This is a genomic window from Amycolatopsis cihanbeyliensis (genome assembly GCF_006715045.1).
In the GTDB taxonomy this organism is placed as follows: Bacteria; Actinomycetota; Actinomycetes; order Mycobacteriales; family Pseudonocardiaceae; genus Amycolatopsis; species Amycolatopsis cihanbeyliensis.
The window spans coordinates 4,778,625-4,799,582 of sequence record NZ_VFML01000001.1; the positions used below are offsets into that span (position 1 = coordinate 4,778,625).

The 20,958-nt window shown below is 70.0% G+C and carries 16 protein-coding genes; 9 read left to right on the forward strand and 7 right to left on the reverse strand.

Annotation, left to right across the window (positions count from 1 at the left end):
• The first annotated feature begins 98 nt into the window (after positions 1–98).
• From FB471_RS21755 to FB471_RS21765, 3 genes are read left to right on the forward strand one after another with little or no spacing between them, the layout of a single operon-like run.
• The gene (locus FB471_RS21755) at positions 99–755 is read left to right on the forward strand and encodes a FadR/GntR family transcriptional regulator (protein ID WP_211358254.1); all 657 of its coding nucleotides are present in this window, start codon (positions 99–101) and stop codon (positions 753–755) included.
• Entirely contained in the window at positions 748–1,785 is a 1,038-nt protein-coding gene (locus FB471_RS21760; protein WP_142000249.1) for an asparaginase, read from the forward strand. The genes FB471_RS21755 and FB471_RS21760 overlap by 8 nt, the downstream gene beginning before the upstream one ends.
• Entirely contained in the window at positions 1,773–3,230 is a 1,458-nt protein-coding gene (locus tag FB471_RS21765; RefSeq protein ID WP_142000250.1) for an alanine/glycine:cation symporter family protein, read from the forward strand. The genes FB471_RS21760 and FB471_RS21765 overlap by 13 nt, the downstream gene beginning before the upstream one ends.
• A gap of 101 nt (positions 3,231–3,331) precedes the next feature.
• Here the strand turns inward: FB471_RS21765 and FB471_RS21770 are convergent, their stop codons facing one another.
• Together FB471_RS21770 and FB471_RS21775 are read right to left on the reverse strand one after the other, a co-directional pair.
• The gene (locus tag FB471_RS21770; protein WP_142000251.1) at positions 3,332–4,789 is read right to left on the reverse strand and encodes an APC family permease; all 1,458 of its coding nucleotides are present in this window, start codon (positions 4,787–4,789) and stop codon (positions 3,332–3,334) included.
• Positions 4,790–4,811: 22 nt separating this feature from the next.
• On the reverse strand, positions 4,812–5,942 hold the full coding sequence (locus FB471_RS21775; RefSeq protein ID WP_142000252.1) for a DmpA family aminopeptidase: 1,131 nt from the start codon (positions 5,940–5,942) through the stop codon (positions 4,812–4,814).
• Positions 5,943–6,033: 91 nt separating this feature from the next.
• Between FB471_RS21775 and FB471_RS21780 the strand changes: the two genes are divergently transcribed.
• Complete coding sequence (locus FB471_RS21780; RefSeq protein WP_142000253.1) at positions 6,034–7,389, forward strand: aminotransferase class I/II-fold pyridoxal phosphate-dependent enzyme; 1,356 nt, start codon at positions 6,034–6,036, stop codon at positions 7,387–7,389.
• A gap of 57 nt (positions 7,390–7,446) precedes the next feature.
• Here the strand turns inward: FB471_RS21780 and FB471_RS21785 are convergent, their stop codons facing one another.
• Positions 7,447–7,830 carry an ArsR/SmtB family transcription factor gene (locus FB471_RS21785; protein ID WP_142000254.1) on the reverse strand — a complete coding sequence of 128 codons (384 nt, stop codon included), beginning with the start codon at positions 7,828–7,830 and terminating at the stop codon, positions 7,447–7,449.
• 67 nt (positions 7,831–7,897) lie between these two features.
• Between FB471_RS21785 and FB471_RS21790 the strand changes: the two genes are divergently transcribed.
• Together FB471_RS21790 and FB471_RS21795 are read left to right on the forward strand one after the other, a co-directional pair.
• Positions 7,898–8,953: a cation diffusion facilitator family transporter gene (locus FB471_RS21790; protein ID WP_142000255.1), complete on the forward strand. Its 1,056-nt coding sequence runs from the start codon at positions 7,898–7,900 to the stop codon at positions 8,951–8,953.
• A 171-nt stretch (positions 8,954–9,124) separates the two neighbouring features.
• Complete coding sequence (locus FB471_RS21795; protein ID WP_425457111.1) at positions 9,125–10,012, forward strand: alpha/beta hydrolase family protein; 888 nt, start codon at positions 9,125–9,127, stop codon at positions 10,010–10,012.
• A gap of 78 nt (positions 10,013–10,090) precedes the next feature.
• Here the strand turns inward: FB471_RS21795 and FB471_RS21800 are convergent, their stop codons facing one another.
• The gene (locus FB471_RS21800) at positions 10,091–11,536 is read right to left on the reverse strand and encodes a PKD domain-containing protein (protein ID WP_170220889.1); all 1,446 of its coding nucleotides are present in this window, start codon (positions 11,534–11,536) and stop codon (positions 10,091–10,093) included.
• Positions 11,537–11,833: 297 nt separating this feature from the next.
• Between FB471_RS21800 and FB471_RS21805 the strand changes: the two genes are divergently transcribed.
• Together FB471_RS21805 and FB471_RS21810 are read left to right on the forward strand one after the other, a co-directional pair.
• Complete coding sequence (locus FB471_RS21805; RefSeq protein WP_142000258.1) at positions 11,834–13,969, forward strand: M4 family metallopeptidase; 2,136 nt, start codon at positions 11,834–11,836, stop codon at positions 13,967–13,969.
• Between the two features lie 38 nt (positions 13,970–14,007).
• Complete coding sequence (locus FB471_RS21810; protein WP_211358092.1) at positions 14,008–15,507, forward strand: M20/M25/M40 family metallo-hydrolase; 1,500 nt, start codon at positions 14,008–14,010, stop codon at positions 15,505–15,507.
• 54 nt (positions 15,508–15,561) lie between these two features.
• On the opposite strand, the gene FB471_RS21815 is transcribed toward FB471_RS21810, so the two are convergent.
• A complete protein-coding gene (locus FB471_RS21815) occupies positions 15,562–16,608 on the reverse strand; it encodes a DUF2293 domain-containing protein (RefSeq protein ID WP_142000260.1) in 1,047 nt (348 codons plus the stop codon).
• Positions 16,609–17,142: 534 nt separating this feature from the next.
• On the opposite strand from FB471_RS21815, the gene FB471_RS21820 reads away from it, so the two are divergent.
• Positions 17,143–18,090 carry a hypothetical protein gene (locus FB471_RS21820; protein ID WP_142000261.1) on the forward strand — a complete coding sequence of 316 codons (948 nt, stop codon included), beginning with the start codon at positions 17,143–17,145 and terminating at the stop codon, positions 18,088–18,090.
• On the opposite strand, the gene FB471_RS21825 is transcribed toward FB471_RS21820, so the two are convergent.
• Positions 18,001–20,331, reverse strand: coding sequence for a heavy metal translocating P-type ATPase (locus tag FB471_RS21825; protein WP_281287418.1), 2,331 nt, complete (start codon positions 20,329–20,331; stop codon positions 18,001–18,003). The two genes, FB471_RS21820 and FB471_RS21825, sit on opposite strands and share 90 nt — an antisense overlap.
• A gap of 48 nt (positions 20,332–20,379) precedes the next feature.
• A complete protein-coding gene (gene sigC / locus FB471_RS21830) occupies positions 20,380–20,946 on the reverse strand; it encodes an RNA polymerase sigma factor SigC (protein WP_142000262.1) in 567 nt (188 codons plus the stop codon).
• Between the last annotated feature and the right edge of the window lie 12 nt (positions 20,947–20,958).

Here is a 20,958-nt window from a genome sequence, read left to right on the forward strand (position 1 = left end):
CTCGTTGACGGGGGTCGGCGGGCAGGTTACGGTGCTCCGCCGTGAACCTGTCCGACAGCCGGACTGCCGGTCAGGCGGTCCCACGCCGGGTGAGCGCGATGGAGGCCGTGCTCGCCGACCTGCGGGACGCCATCGGCAGGGGCGAGTACGCGATCGGCGAGAAGCTGCCTGCCGAGTCCGCGCTGGCCCAGCACTACGGCGTCAGCCGGTCGGTCGTCCGGGAGGCACTGCGCGCCCTGCAGGCGATCGGGCTCACCCGCTCGCACACCGGCAGGGGCACCTTCGTCGCGGCCAGTACCGCGGTGAGCAACCCGATCTTCGGCTCCTACTCGGCACGGGACCTGGTCGAGGTGCGCAGGCACGTCGAGATCCCGGTCACCGGATACGCCGCCGCCCGACGCTCCGAGGACGACCTCGACCTGCTCGCGCAGCTCGCCGAGCGGATGGAGACGGAGACCGACGACCTGGCCTGGACGGCGTTGGACACGCTGTTCCACATCACCATCGCGCGGGCTTCCGGCAACGAGGTCTTCCGGCGGATGATCGAGGAGATCCGGGACGCGCTCGCGCGCCAGTCCAGCTTGGTCAACCGACTGCGCGGCCGCCGCGAGCAGTGCAATGTGGAGCACCGGAGGATCGTGCGGGCGATCCTCGCTGGCTCCGTGGGCGAGGCCGAGGCCGGTATGCGGGACCACCTCGCCGCGGTCGAGGCCAGCCTGCAGGCGATCGTCGGGCCGGAGGACCGGCATGGGTAATCCGGTCCCGCTCGTGCACGTGGTCCGGGACGGCGTGGTCGAGGGCATCCACTATGGATCCCTGGTCGTGCTCGGGCCGGACGGTGGGGTCGAGTTCGCCGCGGGCGACATCGAGTCGCCGTTCTTCCTGCGGTCGGCCGCCAAGCCGTTGCAGGCGGTCGGCCTGCTGCGGGCCGGGCTGGAGCTGCCGGACGACCTGCTCGCGCTGGCCGCCGCCAGCCATTCGGGCGAGGACATCCACCTCGCCGGAACCCATGCCATCCTGCGTACGGCGGAACTGAGCGAACACGATCTGGGCAACCCGCCCGCCCTGCCGTACGATCCCGCGATGCGCGACGAGTGGCTGGCACGCGGCCGGGCCCCGCGGCGTGCGGCGCACAACTGTTCCGGCAAACACGCCGCCATGCTGCGCACGGCCCGCGCGCGCGGCTGGTCCACCCGAGATTACCTGGACCGCGGCCACCCGCTGCAACGCGCGCTCGCCGCCACCGTGTCCGAGCTCGCGGGCGAACGGGTCGCCGAACCCAGCGTGGACGGCTGCGGTGCGCCGCTGTTCTCCATCTCGCTGACCGGGCTGGCCCGCGCGCTGGCGCGGATCGCGACCGCGGGCGCGGGCACAGCGGAGGGCGACCTCGCCCGCGCGCTGCGCGCGCACCCCGAGCTGGTGGCGGGCACCAGCAGGGACGTGACCCTGTTGATGCGAGCCGTCCCGGGGCTGATCGCCAAGGACGGCTTCGAGGGTGTGCAGGTGGTCGGGCTGCCGGACGGCCACGCGGTGGCGATCAAGATCGCCGACGGTGCCGACCGGGCCCGGATGCCGGCCGCCGCGGCGGCACTGGCGCTGTGCGGCCTCGATCCGGAGCGGCTGCTCGAGCCGGCAACGGTTCCGGTGTACGGCGGGGGCGAGGTGGTCGGTGGGCTGCAGGCGGCAGGCGAGCTCGCCTCGGCCGCGCTGGCCGCGGGTGCCCGCCAACTCTTCGACGTCAAGTATCCGATCACCCGAACAAGGAGTGCGGCATGGACGGCCTGATCGACGGAATCGGCGAGGTGAACGACCTCTTCTGGACCTACGTGGTCATCCCGTTGCTCGCGCTGGTCGGGATCTACTTCACCGTGCGGTCCGGCGGGGTGCAGCTCCGAATGCTCCCGGAGATGATCCGCAACCTGCGCAGCAAGCCGGAGAACGCGCCGGACGGCAAGAAGGCCATCTCCTCCTTCCAGGCCTTCTCCATCTCGGCGGCCGCCAGGGTCGGCACCGGCAACGTCGCCGGGGTCGCGATCGCCATCGCACTCGGCGGGCCGGGCGCCGTGCTGTGGATGTGGGTCATGGGACTGGTCGTCGGCTCGGCCGCGTTCGTGGAGTCCACCCTGGCCCAGCTGTTCAAGGTCCGGGATCGCACCGGCTACCGCGGCGGCCCCGCCTACTACATGCAGCACGGGCTGAAGGCGCGCTGGATGGGCATCCTGTTCGCGGTGGTCATCATCTTCACCTTCAGCTTCACCTTCAACATGGTGCAGGCCAACAGCATCGTGGACGCCGTGCATTCCTCGGTGACCTCGGTGACCGGTGAGGAGGAGGCAAGCTGGGTCGCTCCGGTGGTCGGCTTCGCCCTGGTCGCACTGGTCGCGCTCGTCGTCTTCGGCGGGGTTCGCCGGATCGCCCACGTCGCCCAGATGACCGTGCCGTTCATGGCGCTGATCTACCTGATCATGGGCATCATCGTGGTGCTGATGAACGTGGAGAAGATCCCGGCCGTGCTCGGCGACATCGTCGGCGCGGCGTTCGGCTTCAAGGAGATCGGCGCCGCGGCCGTGGGTACCGCCATCATGCAGGGCATCCGGCGCGGCCTGTTCTCCAACGAGGCGGGCATGGGCTCCGCGCCGAACGCCGGCGCGACCGCGGCGGTGAGCCACCCGGTCAAGCAGGGCCTCGCGCAGACCTTCGGGATCTACTTCGACACCCTGATCGTCTGCTCGATCACCGCGTTCATCATTCTGGTCTCCGACCCGACCTACGGTGAGGCCGTCGGTGCCTCGATGACGCAGAGCTCGCTGGAGGCCAACCTCGGAACCTGGTCCCTGCACCTGTTGACCGCGATCATCTTCCTGCTGGCGTTCACCTCCGTGCTCGGCAACTTCTACTACGGCGAGGCGAATCTCACCTTCCTCACCTCGAACCCGCGGGCGTTGCCGATCTTCCGCGGCGTGGTGATCGTGATCCTGTTCCTCGGCGCGGTGGCCTCGCTGGAGCTGGTGTGGAGTGTCGCGGACGTGACCATGGGGGTGATGGCCGTGGTCAACCTGGTCGCCATCGCACCGCTCGGGATGCTGGCCATACGGCTGCTCAAGGACTACCAGGAGCAGCGCAGGCAGGGGCTGGACCCGGTGTTCACCCGCGACCGGCTGCCGGACATCCAGGGTGTGCAGTGCTGGGAGGCCGACCGCTCCGAGCTGAAACAGCAGGCGGGCTCCTGACACCGCGTAACCCCGTCGCCGAGAGGCCCTGAACGTGGCTTTCCGGACGTTGGATGTCCCAATAGTGCCGTTCGCGACGCTGAGCGTTGTGAAGGCCACGTTCAGGGCTTTTCGGGTTCCGTGGTGGCAGGGGTGTCTACTGTGGTCGAATTGTCTTCCTCGGGGCCGCGCAGTTCCCAGGTGCCACGGCGGCGCAGCACGAACACGTAGTACGCCAGCGCGATCAGCAGGACCACGCCGGTCACGATCAGGCTCGGCCTGCCGATCTTGGGGTCCAGCGCGTTCTGGTACACCACGTAAACCAGCGCGCCCAGCCCGATCAGCGGCGGCAGCGGGAACAGCGGCATCTTGTACGCGGCATGCGCGGTGGATCCGTTGCGACGCCCGGCGAGCACCGCGACACACAGGCTCCCGTAGACCACGACCAACCCGGTTCCGGTGAGCACCAGTAGCAAGGTCTCGTCCACGAAACAGATCGCCGCGCCAACCACCCCGGTCACCAGGGTGGCCACCCACGGCGTGCCGAACCGGGGGTGGATCGACGCCATGCCCCGATTGATCGAGCGGGACCAGACCCGATCCCGGCCGGTGCTGAACAGCAGTCGCGCGCTCAGCAGGGTGATCGCGATGACCGCGTTGATGATGGCCAGCGCCACCGCCAGGCTGATCACCGTGTTCAACGTGCTCCCGCCGCGTTCGATGACGAAGTGGTTCATCATGTTCTCCGCGCCGAACGTGGCGGCGAGGTCCGGCGTACCGAGTACCATCGCCGTCACCGGGAGCAGCTCGGCGATCACGGTGATCCCGAGTGCCCACAGGATCGCTCGGGCGATACCCCGGTTGGCGTCCGCGGTCTCCTCGCCGAAGTACACCGCGCTGCCGTAGCCGTTGTAGGCGAAGATCGCGACCGCGACCGCCGCGGCGATCAGCCCCACCGAGGTGGGCGCGAGATCGGATTGTCCGGAAAGGACAGTCGGTTCGAGGAGTACCTCACCGATCGGGCGTTCCACGTTGAGGAAACCGAGCAGGGACAGCACGACCAGTGCCGCCATCTCGACCGCGAGGAAGATCCCGGTGACCACCGCGTTGAACTTGACGTCGAACACCGCGAGTACGGCGGAGGCGATGACCACGACCGCGGCGGTGACCTGCCCGTTCAGCCCCGGCAGCAGCACGCCGAGGTAGGTGCCGACCCCGAGCGCGATCACCGCGAGGATCAGCAGCTGGGTGATCAGGAACAGCCCGAGGATCAGGAAACCCGGTAGGCGGCCGAGCGTGCGGCCGACGATGGCGTACTCGCCGCCGGACAGCGGGTAGGCCGAGGCAAGCTCGGCGTAGACGAAGGCCATGAAGATCCCGACCACGCCGGCGGCGAGGAAGCTCCACAGTGCACCGGTTCCGGCCTGCTCGAGGACGCCGGGCGCGATGATGAACACCGAGGAGGCCGGGGTGATCGCGGACAGCGTGATCAGTACGGTGCCGAGCACCTTCAGCCCGCGACGAAGTTGCTTGGGTTGCCCGGTGTTCGTGGCGTCGATCGACTTCTCGGACGCGTTCATTGCCATCCCTTGCTCGGGTCGTTTACCCCGTCTGTTGCCGCCGGAGCAGCCGCACGAGATCGTCGTGCGGCAGCCCGGGGGAACGGTGGTCGTCCCTCCCGACCATGGTTTCGCCCGCGACCAGCGCGTTCAGCACGGCTTCCTCGACGACCTCCACCACCGCCCGGTAGTAGGGATCCATCCGTCCCCAGGGGATGAAACGAAGTACGTCGTAGTCACCTGCGCGCGGTTCGCCCCGGGGAGAGGAACTGTTCAGCGCACCGGCGTTGGCCGTGCTGAACGCGAGGAAGATGTCTCCGGAGAAGTGCGAGCCGGTGGTACCGGTGCGGGCGAGGCCCAGCGGGACCCGCCGGGCCAGTGCGGTGCACTGGTTCGGTAGCAGCGGGGCGTCGGTGCCGAGGACGACGATCACCGAACCGGAGCCGGGAGGCGGGGTCGAGTCCGCCTCCTCGAGCGGGTTGTCCGCGGCGAGGGCGTTGCCGACCGGGGTTCCGGTGACCGTGAGCTCCCGCCGGGCTCCGAAATTGGCCTGTACGAAGGCTCCCACCGTGTAGCTGTACTGTCCGTACTGGACCACTCGGGACGCGGTTCCACTGCCGCCCTTGAAGGCGTAGCAGTTCATCCCGGTGCCGCCGCCGACCGAGCCCTCCGCGATCGGACCGCCCGCCGCGGTGTCGATCGCCCGTACCGCATGCTCCGGCCGCACGTGCGGGCCGTTGATGTCGTTCAGGTAGCCGTCCCAGGTCTCGGCGACCACCGGCAGCAGCCACTCCGTTGCCATCGCGGGTTTGTGCTCGACGATCCAGTCGATCACCCCGCGATGGCACGGTCCGACGGCATGGGTGTTGGTGATCAGCACCGGAGTGTCCAGCGAACCGGTCTCGGTGAGCCAGGTGGTCCCGGTCATCTCGCCGTTGCCGTTCAGCGAGTACCAGCCCGCCGCGCAGGCGGTGCCCACACCGTCCTTGCCGCGTGGCAGGAGGGCGGTGACCCCGGTACGCACCGGGCCGGAGCCGACCCGCAGCGGGCCGTCACCGTCGATAAGCGTGGTGTAACCGACCTCCACCCCGGGCACATCGGTGATCCCGTTGTGCGGGCCGGTGTTTCCCGGCAGCTCGATACCAAGATCCCTGGCCCGAACCGGACGGCTCATCGTTCCTCCTGGCGGCGTGCTGCGCGATGCCAGCCAGAATCAAACGTCGCTCATTGTTGAAATACAAGGGAGTTTTGTTACCGTACAAAAGATGTGGACCGCGGAGCGCCTGGCCGCCCGCCTCGCAGACAGCAGCGCCGACGGAATCGCCAGGTCGGTGGCTCGGCTGGTGTCCACGGGGGATGTCGAGGTCGGCACCCGGCTGCCCACGGTGCGGGCGCTGGCCAGGTGCCTGCGGGTGAGCCCGACGACGGTCTCCGAAGCCTGGCGTTCGCTGTCCCATGCCGGGGTGGTGGAGACTAGCGGTCGCCGGGGTACCACCGTGCGTGGGCGGCCGCAGCCCGCCGCGGCGACCAGATTCTCCAAGCTGCACCACAACGGCCCGCCGCCCGCGCTGGACCTTTCCACCGGAACGCCCGATCCCGAGCTGCTGCCCGATCTCGGGCCCGCCATGCACAAGCTGAGCAGGCATGCGGCGGCGAGTTCCTACTTCGACGCGCCGGTGCTGCCGGAGCTGGAAGAGGTGCTGCGTGCCGACTGGCCGTTCCGCCCGGCCGCGCTCACCATGGTCGACGGTGCGATGGACGCCATCGACCGGGTTTTCGAGGTGGTGCTGCGGTTCGGCGACCGGGTACTGGTGGAGAACCCGACCTTCCCGCCGATCCTCGACCTGCTGGAGGAACGCGGGATCACCGTGCTCGGGCTGCCGCTGGACGCCGAGGGGGTGCGGCCGGACGCGCTGGCCGAGGCGGTCGCCGGCTCCCCGCCCGCCGCGCTGGTGATCCAGCCGCGAGCGCAGAACCCCAGTGGCCACACCATGTCCGACCAGCGGGCCATGCGACTCGCCTCGATTCTCGGCGTGGCCAAGGATCTGGTGATCATCGAGGATGACCACGGCGCGCCGCTGTCCACCTCACCGCCGGTGAGCCTCGGCAGCTACCTGCCGGAGCAGACCGTGCACGTCCGCGGCTTCTCCAAGTCACACGGGCCCGACCTGCGGCTGGCCGCGCTCGGCGGGGTCGACGCGATCGTGGAGAAGGTGTTGCGCCGCCGCCTGCTGGGACCGGCCTGGTCGAGTCGCCTGCTGCAGGCACTGCTGCTGCACCTGCTGACCGACCCCGCCTCGGTCGCCGAGGTGGCGCACGCCAGCGGGATCTACGCGCAGCGCCGCGGGTTGCTCACCGAGGCGCTGGCGAGCAGGGGAGTGCGGGTGGCGGGCGGGGACGGGATCAACCTCTGGATCGAGGTACGCGACGAGACGGCCGCGCTGGTCGCCCTCGCGGTCAACCAGATCACCGCGGCCCCCGGCTCCCCGTTCCTGTCCGCGCCGCTCGCGGCGGACCACATCCGGGTCACCTGCGCCGGCGTGCAGGGCGATATCGACCGGCTGGCGGGGCACATCGCCGCCGCGGCCCTGCCGGCCGGCAGCCCCTACCGCGCCAACTAGCGGCGTGTTTGCCGCTCAGGTCGGCGTGTTTGCCGTCCACGCGCGTGAGTTTGCCGCTCACGCGCGTGAGTTTGCCGTTCCCGCACGCGCCGGGGTCGGTTCGGACTCGCCATGGTGCGGGATGTGACGCACGGTGTGGTCGGCATAACCGAGTGCCTCGGCCACCAGTGCCGCGAGGTGCTCGCTGGCGAGGCGGTAGTACATCCGCCTGCCCTCGCGGCGGGCCCGCACCAGCCCGGCGAGCCGTAACCGGCTCAGATGCTGGGACACCGAGGAGCGGGAGGCGGCGACCTGCGCGGTGAGGGTGTTCACGTCCTGCTCCCACCCGGCGAGCAGGTGCAGCAGGTGCAGCCGGGTCGGGTCGGCGAGCAGGCCGAGCACTCCGGCGCCGACCGCGAGCTGGTCGGGATCGAGAGTAGTTGTGTGCTCATGCGCGCGCATGGTTGCATGATGCCCGTACGCAGGGCACTCCGGCAACCGTGGGCGGGGAACGAGCGAGAGGATCGCGATGCCGCACGAGCAGCACGGCCACGGCCACGGCCATGGCCACGACTACGGGCATGACTACGGGCACGGCCACGGGCGGCGGTCCGGCTGGTGGCACCGGTTGCGGCACCTGCTCACCCCGCACAGCCACGACAGCGCCGACCGCGTGGATGCCTCGCTGGAGACCAGCCGCAAGGGCCTGCGGACGCTCGCACTGTCCTTCGGCGTGCTGCTGGTGACCGCGCTGGCGCAGTTGGCCGTCGTCGTGCTCAGCGGATCGGTCGCGCTGCTCGGGGACACCATCCACAACTTCGCCGACGCGCTCACCGCGGTGCCGCTGTGGATCGCGTTCCTGCTCGGTCGCCGCGCGGCGACCCGCCGGTTCACCTATGGCTTCGGTCGGGCCGAGGACCTCGCCGGGTTGGTGGTCGTACTGCTGATCGCCGCATCGGCCGCGCTCGCGGGCTACGAGGCGATGTGGCGGCTGATCCGGCCCGAGCTGGTGGAACACCTGCCGGTGGTGGCGGCCGCGGGTGTGATCGGTTTCCTCGGCAACGAGTTGGTGGCCCGTTACCGGATCAGGGTCGGCAGGGAGATCGGGTCCGCGGCGCTGGTCGCGGATGGCCTGCACGCCCGCACCGACGGGTTCACCTCACTCGCCGTGGTGCTGGGCGCGCTGGGGGTCGGGCTCGGTTTCCCCGCGGCCGACCCGATCATCGGGCTGCTCATCACCGTCGCCATCTGCTTCGTGCTGCGCGATGCGGCGCGTGAGGTCTTCGGCAGGCTGATGGACGCGGTGGACCCCGCCACCGTCGGGCTCGCCGAGCGCACCGCTGCCGAGGTCGCCGGGGTGGCCAAGGTCGATCAGCTGCGGATGCGCTGGATCGGGCACAAGCTGCATGCCGAGCTGGCGGTGGCGGTGGATCCTGAGCTCCCGGTCGGGGCGGCGCACGAACTCGCGCACGAGGTCGAGCACGCGCTGCTGCACGCGGTGCCGCGGCTGGTGTCCGCCGTGGTGCACACCGAACCCTGGGCGGGCGCGGGCGAGGCGCACGAGCGGCGCGAGCACCACCGGTAATCCCGCGCGTTCCTGGGTTGTCACCGTCGTGACAGGTTCCCACCTCCCACCTGTCATACGCTTCCGATTCTGAATCGGTCTCGGTAGGAACGTGTTGCTCGCGCCGTTACCGGACTTCTAGCGTGCTGGACGCACTTCCCTGCGCACAGGAGGAAAGACGGCGTGTCCACTTTGAATGGAAGAATCGGCAGGAAGCCCCGGCGGTACCTGCCGGGAGCGTTCACCGCGCTGGTCGCGGCCGCGGCGCTGCTCGGCTCCACACCGGCCGCGACCGCACAGGAGAACCCGTTCGAACGCGGCCCCGATCCGACCGAAAGCAGCGTCGAAGCCCCGCGCGGCCCGTTCGCCACGGCCACCACCACGGTCGCCCGTGACAGCGCGCAGGGATTCGGCGGTGGCACCATCCACTACCCGACCGACACCAGCGAAGGCACCTTCGGCGCGGTGGCCATCTCGCCCGGTTTCATCGAGAGCCAGTCCGCCATCTCCTGGTACGGCGAGCGGCTCGCGTCCCAGGGTTTCGTGGTGTTCACCATCGACACCAACGGCATCTTCGATTTCCCCGACCCGCGCGGGGATCAACTCCTCGCCGCGCTGGACCACCTCACCGCCCGCAGCCCGGTCGCCGACCGGATCGACGCCGACCGGCTCGGCGTGCTCGGTCACTCGATGGGTGGCGGCGGATCGCTGTCCGCTGTGGACGAACGGCCTGAGCTCCAGGCCGCCATCCCGCTGGCGCCGTGGCATCTCAACCAGAACTGGTCCGATGTGGATGTTCCCACGATGATCATCGGTGGGGAGACCGACTTCATCGCGCCGGTCGGCAGCCATGCCGAGCCGTTCTACGATTCCCTTCCCTCCTCACTGGACAAGGCGTACCTGGAGATGAAGGGGAAGGGCCACTTCGTCACCAACTCACCGAACACCGTCATCGCCAAGTTCGCGATCTCGTGGCTGAAGCGGTTCATCGACAACGACACCCGTTACGAGCGGTTCCTCTGCCCCGCGCCGAGCCCGGATTCCGACATCTCCGAGTACCGGGACACCTGCCCGCACTGACTCCGGGACAGCGGACCGGGGTGCACCCCCCTGCACAGTGGGTGCACCCCGGTGTCCTGTGTTTGTCGAATGGTCGGATTACTGCCCGAAGCAGAAGGCCTGGCTGCCGAGGTCCCAGCACTGCACCTGCTTCGTGGCGGTATCGGTGTTACCCGACCGGTCGGTCACCTCGAGCTGCACGGTGTAGTTCGCCTGCCGGCTCGGGTACGCGTGCGAGGCCGTGGCTCCGCTGCCGGTCCGGCCGTCACCGAAGTCCCAGGCGTAGGAGGCGATATCCCCGTCCGGGTCGGTGCTGCGCGTGCCGTCGACGGTGCAGTTCTGCCACTGGCACTGCACGGTGAACGAGGCCGACGGCGGGTCGCCCGCCGGCGGCTCGCCCGCGTAGACCGTTTCCCGCGCGGTATCGGTCTTGCCCTCGTCGTCGGTGACGGTCAACTCGACGGTGTACTCGCCTGACTGGGCGTAGTCGTGCGAGGGGGTCCGCCCGTCGCCGGTCCGGCCGTCGCCGAAGTCCCAGGCGTAGGAGGCGATCGAGCCGTCCTCGTCGGTGGAGGCCGAGGCGTCGAAGGAGCAGTTCGGCTCGGTGGCCGAGCAGTCCGCGGTGAACGAGGCCGAGGGTGCGCCCGGCTCGGTGGGATCGCTGTGCTCCTCGATCTTCTCGTTGGCCCAGTCGCCCATCTCGTTGGTCAACCGGCCCCAGGCGCCGTAGCTGCCGCAGCCGGTCTGGACCCAGGAGCTGACCCCGATGACCACCCCGTTCACGACCAGTGGCCCACCGCTGTCACCCTGGCAGATCCCGTCGTGCCCGTCGGCGTACCCGGCGCAGATCATGTAGTTCTCGTTGAACGAGCCGAACGAACCGCAGGTGTTCTGCCCTTCGACAATGGGCAGGTCGGCCTTCTTGAGGTGCCCGTACTCGTTCTCCCCATCCCGGATGCGGCCGTAGCCGAGGGTGAGCGCGTCGGTACCCGGGTCGTCCAGCGCGGTGTCCCCGGAGTCGGCGACCCGGGGGTAGCTGAACCCGTCCGGGACCGGGATCTCGGTCCTGGTCACCACGATCCCGACGTCCCACCCGGTCTGCCATCCGTTCGGGGACTGGTAGTTCGGGTGCTGGAAGTAGTGCTCGACCTCGATCTCGGTGCCGCCGCCGACGGTCAGGTCGTCGGCGCCGTAGTACATCGACTTGGCCCCGTCCCCATCCTTGCAGTGTGCCGCGGTGACGATCACCTTCGGCGCCACCACGGAGGCGGTGCAGGTCTGACCCATCGGGCGCGGGCCACCCTCCCTCAGCATGGCGATGGCATACGGGTAGTCCTCGACGGAGACCTTCTCCCCGCCGACGATCTGGGTGCCCGGGCCGTCCTGGGGCTCCGCCTCCATCGGCGTGGTCGCCTGGAAACCGGGGTCGGTCGGTTCGGTCGTCGGCTCGGCCGCCTGGGCCAGTCCCGGGGTCATCGCCAGCAGCCCGGCCACGACCACCAGCCCGGCGGCACCGCCGAACCTTCGTGTTCGAACTCGTCTCATCCTGCCTCTTTCGCTCGGTGGGCAGCGCACCGCGGTGCGGGCGCACCGGATGTCCGGCCCACCGAGCATCGGCAGGAAGCCGCGGAGAGAGCAATCCGCACCTGGCTCCGTAACCCCTACGGATTCTTTCGGCGCGGTGCCGGTTCACTGGCTACTTTCGTCGGTTTTCCGGTGTGCCAGCGAATTAACTAGGTAGGTCTACGGATTGATTCCGAAATCACGGCCACCGGACAGTGACATGCGGAAGATCCTATGTGTGCCGCGGCCCTGCCGCGGCACACCGCAACGGAGGTAGCCATGAGCACAACCCTGCGCGCTCTGGGTACCGCGGTGCTGCTGGCGGGCCTGACCATGGTCCCACCAGTAGCGGCATCCGCGGCCGAACCCGATCCGGCCGACCGGCCGGATCGGGCGGAGGCGATCGCACGTGCCGAACAGGCACTGGCGCAGCGATCCGGCCTGGCCAAGTCCTCGACCCAGGACGACTACCAGGTACATCGCGTGATCATCGGTCCGGACGGCTCGACCGACGTGCGCTTCGACCGGACCTACCAGGGCCTGCCGGTCCTCGGCGGTGATCTGGTCGTGCACCACGATTCCGCCGGTGCGCTGACCGGCATGTCCATGTCCCAGGACCGGCCGGTGGCGGTGGACACCGACCCGGAGATCACCGCGGCGGCAGCGAGGGCAGCGGCGCCGCGGCATTTCCGTGGCGACGTCGACGAGGTGGGCGAGCCCCGGCTGGTGGTGGACGCCGGCGTCGAGGAGGGGGACGACTCGCGGCTGGCCTGGGAGACCGTGGTCTCCGGTTTCAAGCCGGACGGCCAGACGCCGAGCAGGCTGCACGTGGTGACCGACGCGGAGGACGGCGCGCTGCTGTTCCGCACCGACGAGGTGATGGCGGGCACCGGCGACGGGGTGCACGTCGGTTCGGTGGAGATCGACACCACCGGCTCCGCGGGTAGCTACGAGCTGACCGACCCCGAGCGGGGCGACGGCTCCACCTGCGATATGAACAACGGCAGGTACAACTGCTCGCGGATGACCGACGAGGACGACCAGTGGGGCAACGGCAGCCCTTCCAACGACCAGTCCGCCGCGGTGGACGCGCACTTCGGTGCGGCGGTCACCTACGACTACTTCAAGAACGTGCACGGCCGTAACGGCATCTTCGGGGACGGCCGCGGTGTGCCCAGCCGGGTGCACTACGGCGACAACTACGTCAACGCGTTCTGGGACGGCCGGCAGATGACCTACGGTGACGGCCAGAACAACCGCAATCCGCTGACCGCCCTGGACGTCGCCGGGCACGAGATGAGTCACGGGGTCACCGAGGCCGTTTCCGGGCTGTGCTACGACGAGACCGACTGCGGCGGGCTGAACGAGGCCACCAGCGACATCTTCGGCACGATGGCCGAGTTCTACGCGGGTATCTCCGCCGACCAGGGTGACTACGACATCGGCGAGAAGATCGACATCCGGGGCGACGGCTCGCCGCTGCGGTACATGTACGACCCGACCCTGGACGGCAACTCCTTCGGCTGCTACGAGCAGGGCCGCCGCGCCGACCCGCACTACACCTCGGGCATCGGCAACCACTTCTTCTTCCTGCTCGCCGAGGGCAGCGGGCAGACCGAGTACGGCGACAGCCCGACCTGTGACGGCTCCACGGTCACCGGGATCGGCAAGGAGAAGGCCGCGGACATCTGGTTCAAGGCACTGGACGAGTACTTCGTCTCCCGTACCCAGTACCCGGACGCCCGTGCCGACACCCTCGCCGCCGCGACCGAGCTCTACGGCGAGTGCTCCACCGAGTACCGCGGCGTGCTGGCGGCCTGGGACGCGGTTGACGTGACCGGAAGTGAGCAGTGCCAGGGGAACCCGACCGATCCGCGGGCTTCGTTCTCGGCGGATTGTTCGGAGACTGAGCCGTCGTGTGCGTTCGATGGTTCGGCCTCGAGTGATCCGGATGGTTCGGTGGCGTCGTATGCGTGGGATTTCGGTGATGGTGAGGCCGGTTCCGGGGTGAGTCCTTCGCACACCTATGTGGAGGCTGGGACGTACTCGGTCGAGTTGACGGTGACGGATGACGAGGGCAACACCGGTAGCACGACCAAGCAGGTGACCGCGGGTGGGCCGCCGCAGTCGGGTGAGCCGCCGCAGGCGTCTGTGGAGGTGTCTTGTTATTGGGATGAGTGCAGTTTCGACGGTACGCGGTCTACGGATGCGGATGGCGATATCGCTTCGTATGCCTGGGATTTCGGGGACGGCCGGAGTGGTAGTGGGAGTAGCACGACGCATACGTATCCGAATCGGCAGGCGACCTACACCGCTGAGCTGACGGTGACCGATGCGGCGGGTAACAGTGATACCGCGTCCCAGCAGGTGCAGTGCTGGAACTTCGGCAGCCAGGCCTACTGCTTCGCCCAGTAGAACCCCGACCGGACAGGAAGGAACCAACAATGAGACGGATGTCGACGACGGTCGCGGTAGCGGTCGCGACACTGGCGGCGGGGTTCGCCGCTCCGGTGGCGGCCGCGGCCCCGCAGGCCGCGGACCTGCCGAACGGGGCGCCGGACATCTCGACCGAAGCGGTGATGGATCACCTTCGCCAGTTCCAGAACATCGCCGAGACCCAGGGCAACGGGAACCGCTGCACCGGCTCCGGTGGGTACACCGGGTCGGTGGACTACGTGATGGAGAAGACCGAGGCGGCCGGGTACACGGTGACCGAGCAGCCGTTCTCCACCTGGAGCGGGCAGAGCAGCAACGTGCTCGCCGAACTGCCGGGTCAGGACACCAGCAAGGTCCTCATGCTGGGTGGCCACCTGGACAGCGTGTGCCGGGGGCCTGGCATCAACGACAACGGCACCGGGTCGGCCGGGATCCTCGCGGTGGCCGAGGCTTTCGCCGCCGCCAACCCGAACCCACCGGTGACCGTCCGGTTCGGCTGGTGGGGTGACGAGGAGGCCGGGCTGAACGGCTCCAAGCACTACGCAGGCGAGCTGTCCGGCGGCGAGCGCGACCGGATCGAGGCCTACCTGAACTTCGACATGATCGGCTCGCCGAACGCAGGCTACTTCGTCTACAACGATGACGATCCGGCGATCGAGCAGACCATCAAGGACTACTACGTCGATGCCGGGGTGCCGACGGAGGGTCAGAGCGTGGGCGGGCGCAGTGACAGCGCGTCCTTCCAGCGGATCGGGATCAAGACCGGTGGCATCTTCACCGGAGCCGAACAGCGCAAGACCCAGGCACAGGCGGACAAGTGGGGCGGCCAGGCCGGGGTCGCCTACGACCGGTGCTACCACCAGTCCTGCGACACCATGTCCAACCTCAACGAGACCGCGCTCGGTCACAACGTCGACGCCATCTCCTGGGCGCTGTGGGAGCTGGCCGGCGGCAGCGGTGGCACCCCGACCGATCCGCGGGCTTCGTTCTCGGCGGATTGTTCGGAGACTGAGCCGTCGTGTGCGTTCGATGGTTCGGCCTCGAGTGATCCGGATGGTTCGGTGGCGTCGTATGCGTGGGATTTCGGTGATGGTGAGGCCGGTTCCGGGGTGAGTCCTTCGCACACCTATGTGGAGGCTGGGACGTACTCGGTCGAGTTGACGGTGACGGATGACGAGGGCAACACCGGTAGCACGACCAAGCAGGTGACCGCGGGTGGGCCGCCGCAGTCGGGTGAGCCGCCGCAGGCGTCTGTGGAGGTGTCTTGTTATTGGGATGAGTGCAGTTTCGACGGTACGCGGTCTACGGATGCGGATGGCGATATCGCTTCGTATGCCTGGGATTTCGGGGACGGCCGGAGTGGTAGTGGGAGTAGCACGACGCATACGTATCCGAATCGGCAGGCGACCTACACCGCTGAGCTGACGGTGACCGATGCGGCGGGTAACAGTGATACCGCGTCCCAGCAGGTGCAGTGCTGGAACTTCGGCAGCCAGGCTTACTGCTTCGCCCAGTAACAGCCGACACTCCCGGTGGGCGTGGGTGCGCCCCCGCGCCCACCGGCCCGTGTGCTACGTCCAGCCGCGCAGCACGCGGTCGATCTCGGCGGCGATCCGCTCCCGCGCCTCGATCCGTGGCACCCCGGACATCAGTAGCTCGTCATAGTCGGTGTCCAGGTGCCGCACCGAGGCGATCACCGCGAGTCGGACCGCCTGCTCGTCCAGCGCCCGCCCGGCCGCCGACCGGCCCACCCTGCCGCTGCTTCTTGTCCCCGCGTGCTCGGCGATCGCCGCCGCCCGCTCGGGCGGGCAGCCGGGGTACAGCTCGCGGATGCGCTCCGCCATGGCGGCCTGGAACCGCACATCCTGGTCGGCCCTCCGCACCGCGTCCCGCTCCCGCCGCCGGGCCCGCACATCCTCGTCGGCTAGGCACTGCCGCTCGGCCAGCTCCAGCGCCGCCCGGTCGACCAGTACCCCGCGTCGCTCGTACCGGTTGCGGCGGCGATTGAACTCCAGCACGACGGCGGACAGCGGGCTCTCCTTCTTCGCACGCCTGGAAAGCGCCGCGTTGCCTGCGGGGAGAAAGCTCAGGTGGTCCAGGTCCGCGCAGGCGAGGCAGAGCGGCTCGCCCTCCTCGAGAAGGAGGAACTCGCCCGCGGGCGCCGCCGCGGCGCAGCCCGCGCACTCCCACGCCCCGGCCGGAACGGTCACCACCAGGTCCGGTGCCTTGGCCTGCCTGGTTTCCAGTCGCCGCCGCCTGCCTTCGGGCAGCTCGGTGGAGATCCAGTGCGTGCGGAAGCTCCGCTCCAGCGATTCGTCGCCGGACGCGGTGAACCGCAGCGGCCTGCGGTCCCTGGTACCGGCCGGGTAGCCGATCTCGGTCGGCACCAGCCCGCTGTCCTCGGCCCACTCCCGCAGGTACCCGAGCACGGAGAGGATCCGGTCCGGCTCCACCGGCAGCGCCTGCGCCAGGTACGGGATCCGGCCCTGCCGCCACTCCTCCGCGCGGGGCGGGGGCAGCCAGCCGAGGGCGCCGAGTAGCTCGATGGGCGCGACGTACTTGTCGCGGGCGAGGGCGTTCTCGGCCGCGGCGAGCACGCGGCTACGGAGTCTGGCCATGGCGCGGCCAGCGTAGCGAAGCCGGCCGCGTGGCCGCACCGCGGACGCCTTTCTCGTCGGCCCCGCCGTGCTCGGTGGGACCGGGGAGCAGCGGGTGGGCGACGGCACTGCCCCGACCGGTTCAGCCTGTGCCGACCGGGGACGGCGGCGCCGCCGTCCGGATCACCGGGGCGTCGCGGGGCACCGACCCGGACCGGGAGGCCTACGACGTGGTCCAGGCGAGGTCCACGCGCGCGGCGAGCGTCAGCATGTGTTCACAGTGGACGGTCTCGGGGAAGGGCTGATGGTGGTACGCCGCCCGGTCGCCGAGCACCGGCCGCGCGGTGGGGCGCGGGTCGTGCTCGCCGCGTACCACACCCCGGCCGGGGACTTCGCCGAACTCGAAGGCCGCCGGCGGCAGTGGTGGTCGACCGCGCCGATCGAAACCCGAGCCCGTTGCGGAACTGGGCAGGCTGAAAGAAGCCGCATTCCACCGCCCGGCTCTACCGTGATTTGGCCAGAGTTCCTGGTCGCTACCCCGTCACGGAGGGCTCGATGACGATCCAGCAGGAACCGACCGGTACGCGGCAACCCGCTTTCGGCGAGGGGCCGTACCCCGAGCACCGGACGCGGCTCCTTCTCCTGTCCCTGCTTGCCGGGTTCCTGCTCACCGTGGTCTGGTCGGCGGCGTTCGTGGACCGGGTCATCGGCGACAATGTGGCCAACACCTTGCTCGGCTACGACGTGAAGGAAACCCCGGTTCCCGGGATGCTCACCGGCACCCTGTTCGCCTTCGTCTCCGGGCTGGCGGGTACCTTCACCGCGTGCAATATCGCGGCGTTCGGCGCCGTCGCACCGCTGGTCGGCAGGGAAGCGACCGGGATAAGGCGACTCGGGCACACCCTGCGGCCACTGGGGTGGATCGCCGTGGGCATGCTCAGCGTCTCGGCGGTGTACGGCGTGATCGTCGCGCTGGTGGGTACCGGGATGCCGCAGTTCTCCACCGCCCCGCACGGTGGCGGGCTCTCCCCGCGCATCATTCAGGCGATGGTGGTGTTCGGCGTCATCGGGCTGTCGATGCTGCTGCTCGGACTCGTCGCACTCGGGGTCGTCCGCAACCCGCTGGCGAAGGTCACCGCGCGCCATCCGCAGACTCCGCTGGTGGTGATCGGGGCGTTGATCGGCGGTTTCCTGATCGGTCGGCCGTTCCCGCTGTTCCGGATCATGTTCCGGGATGCGGCGGAGAGCGGGAACGTGCTGTACGGCGCCGGCGCGTTCATGCTGCAGTCGGTGGGCAACATCGTGGTGATGTCCTTGCTGTTCCTGCTGCTCGTGCACGGCACGCGGGGCAGGTTGCAGCGCTGGATGACGGCGAAACCGGGCAGGCTGGCCGCGATCACCGCGGCGGGCTTCCTAGTGGCCGGCGCCTTCACCCTGCTCTACTGGGACCTGCGGCTGCTCGGCAGGCTCGACCTGTTCTGGTACCCGACCATCGACTGGTGACCCCCCGCTGCCGGTGAACTGGCGCAGCCGCAGGCTGTTCGACACCACCAGCACCGAGGAAAGGGACATCGCCAGCCCCGCGATCAACGGGTTCAACAGGCCGAGCGCGGCCAGCGGGATCGCCGCCACGTTGTAGCCGAACGCCCAGGCGAGGTTGCCGCGGATGGTGCGCAGGGTGCGGTGTGCCAGCCGCACCGCGTCCGGCACCACCCGGAGATCCTCCCGGACCAGGATCACGTCGGCCGCCTTGATCGCGATATCGGTGCCGTGTGCCACCGCCAGCCCGAGGTCCGCGGTGGCCAGCGCGGGCGCGTCGTTGATGCCGTCGCCCGCCATGGCTACCTGCCTGCCCTGCTCGCGCAGGGACCGCACCCGCTCGGCCTTCTCCGCGGGCAGCACCCCGGCGATCACCTCGTCGATGCCGACCTCGGCGGCCACCGTGCGCGCGGTGCTCTCGTGGTCGCCGGTCAGCAGCACGGTCCGCAGGCCGAGCCGGTGCAACTCGGCCACGGCGGCCGGTGCCGAGGGCCGGACCTCGTCGTGCAGGGTGAACGCGGCGAGCAGCGCTCCGTCGGCGGCGAGCAGCACCACGGTGTCCCCGCGAGAACGGTGCGTCTCGATCACCTCGGTCGCCTCGGCGGGAACCTCGACGCCCGCGTCCGCCAGCAGCCGCGGGCTGCCGACCAGTACCCGCCGCCCCTCGACCTCACCCCGTGCGCCGAGGCCCGGTAGCGCGCTGAAGCCCTCGACCTCCGGCAGCGAGCCGGCCTCCTCGGTGGCCGCGGTGACCACGGCGGTGGCGATCGCGTGCTCCGAGGCGTGCTCCACCGCCCCGGCCAGCCGCAGTACCTCGGCCCGGTCGGCGCCGGGCATCGGGTGCACCCCGGATACGGTCATCCGGCCGGTGGTGATGGTGCCGGTCTTGTCGAACACCACGGTGTCGATCGACCTGCTGGCTTCCAGCGCGTCCTGGCCCTTGATCAGGATGCCGAGCTGCGCGCCCCTGCCGACGCCGACCATCAGCGCGGTGGGCGTGGCCAGCCCGAGCGCGCAGGGGCAGGCGATGATCAGCACCGCGACGGCGGCCTCGAAGGCGGCCCTGCTCGGTTCGCCCGCGAGCAGCCACACCGCGAACGTGCCGGTGGCGATCGCCAGCACGACCGGGACGAACACCGCGCAGACCCGGTCGACCAGCTTCTGCACCCGCGCCTTGCGCTCCTGCGCCTGCTCGGCGAGCCGGGACATCTGCGCCAGCTGGGTGTCCGCGCCGACCCGGTTCGCCCGCACCACCAGCCTGCCGCTGGTGCTGATCGTGCCGCCGATCACCTCGTCCCCTGCGCCTGCCTCGACCGGAACCGGTTCGCCGGTCATCATGCTGGTGTCCACCGCGGAGGCCCCGCTGGTCACCGTGCCGTCGGCGGCGATCCGCTCGCCAGGGCGCACCACGAACTCCGCGCCCGCCGCCAGCTCGCCGACCGGCACCAGCGCCTCGACGCCGTCCCGCAGCACCCGGACCTCGCGCGCGGCCAGATCCGCGAGCGCGGACAGCACCGCGCCGGCGCTGCGCCGGGCACGCGCCTCGAAGTAGCGACCGGCGAGCAGGAAGGTGGTCACCCCGGCGGCCACGTCCAGGTACACCGCGTCCGCCCCGGCCGCGGTGACCCCGAAACCGAGCCAGTACCCGGGACCGGCCGAGGTACCGAACACGGCCGAGGTCAGTGACCAGCCGTAGGAGGCCAGCACCCCGATGGAGACCAGGGTGTCCATGCTGAACGCGCCGTGCCGCAGGTTGCGCGCGGCCGCGCGGTGGAACGGCCACGCCGACCAGAACACCACCGGGGTCGCCAGCAGCACGCAGAGCAGGTCCCAGTACGGGAAGCGCAGCGAGGGGACCAGTGCCAGGGTGATGGACAGGTTGCCGAGCGGGATGGCCAGCAGGGCGGCGACCGCCAGCCGCCTGCGCAGGTCCCGTACCCGCGCGGGGTCGTCCCGCTCGGGTTCCGGCTCCGGCTTGGGCAGGCTGGCGCTGTAGCCCGCGCCCTCCACCTTGCCGATCAGCTCGGCCGGGTCCAGTTCGCCCGCGCCGTTCACCACGGCCCGGCCGGTGGCGAAGTTGACCGTCGCCTCCACCCCGTCCAGCTTGTTCAGCGTGCGCTGCACCCGCGCCGCGCACGCGGCGCAGGTCATCCCGCCGATGGCGAGCTCGATCCGATCCGAGGTCGGTGCACTGGCTGTACTCACGGTCACGCCCAAGATAGTCGTTCTCCGAGCCGGAGCGGTTCCCCGCGCTCAGCCCGCACCGTTGTCGGCTTCCCGATCCGCGGCGAGCAAATCCTCCCTCGCCCGTGCCACCCGGGAGCGGATGGTGCCCACCGGCACCCCGCACACCTGCGCGGCGTCCTGGTAGGACATCCCGAGCACCTGGGTGAGCACCAGCACCTCGCGCCGCTGCTCGTCCAGGCCCGACAGCAGCATGCGCAGCTCGACCAGGTCCTCGAAGCCGGTGGTGGCGCGCGCGGCGGCACGCTCGGCGACCGTCTCCCAGTCGGCGTCGGCGACCCGCGGCCGCGCCGCGGCGGAGCGGATCTGGTCCACGGCCACCCGCCTGGCGATGGCGAGTACCCAGGTCCGGGAGGAGGACCGGCCGGCGAACCGGGGGAGGCTGGCCAGCGCCCGCAGGTAGGTCTCCTGCGTGAGGTCGTCGGCCGACCGCACGTCGGCGAGGTGCGCGAGGAACCGCCAGACGTCGGCCTGGGTGGCCCTGATCCACGCCTCGAGCGCGTCCCGGTCGCCCCGGCCGGCGGCGAGCGCCAGCCCGGTTACCCGCTCGTCATCGGCGTTACGTGGACTGGACACACTCGCAGGCTA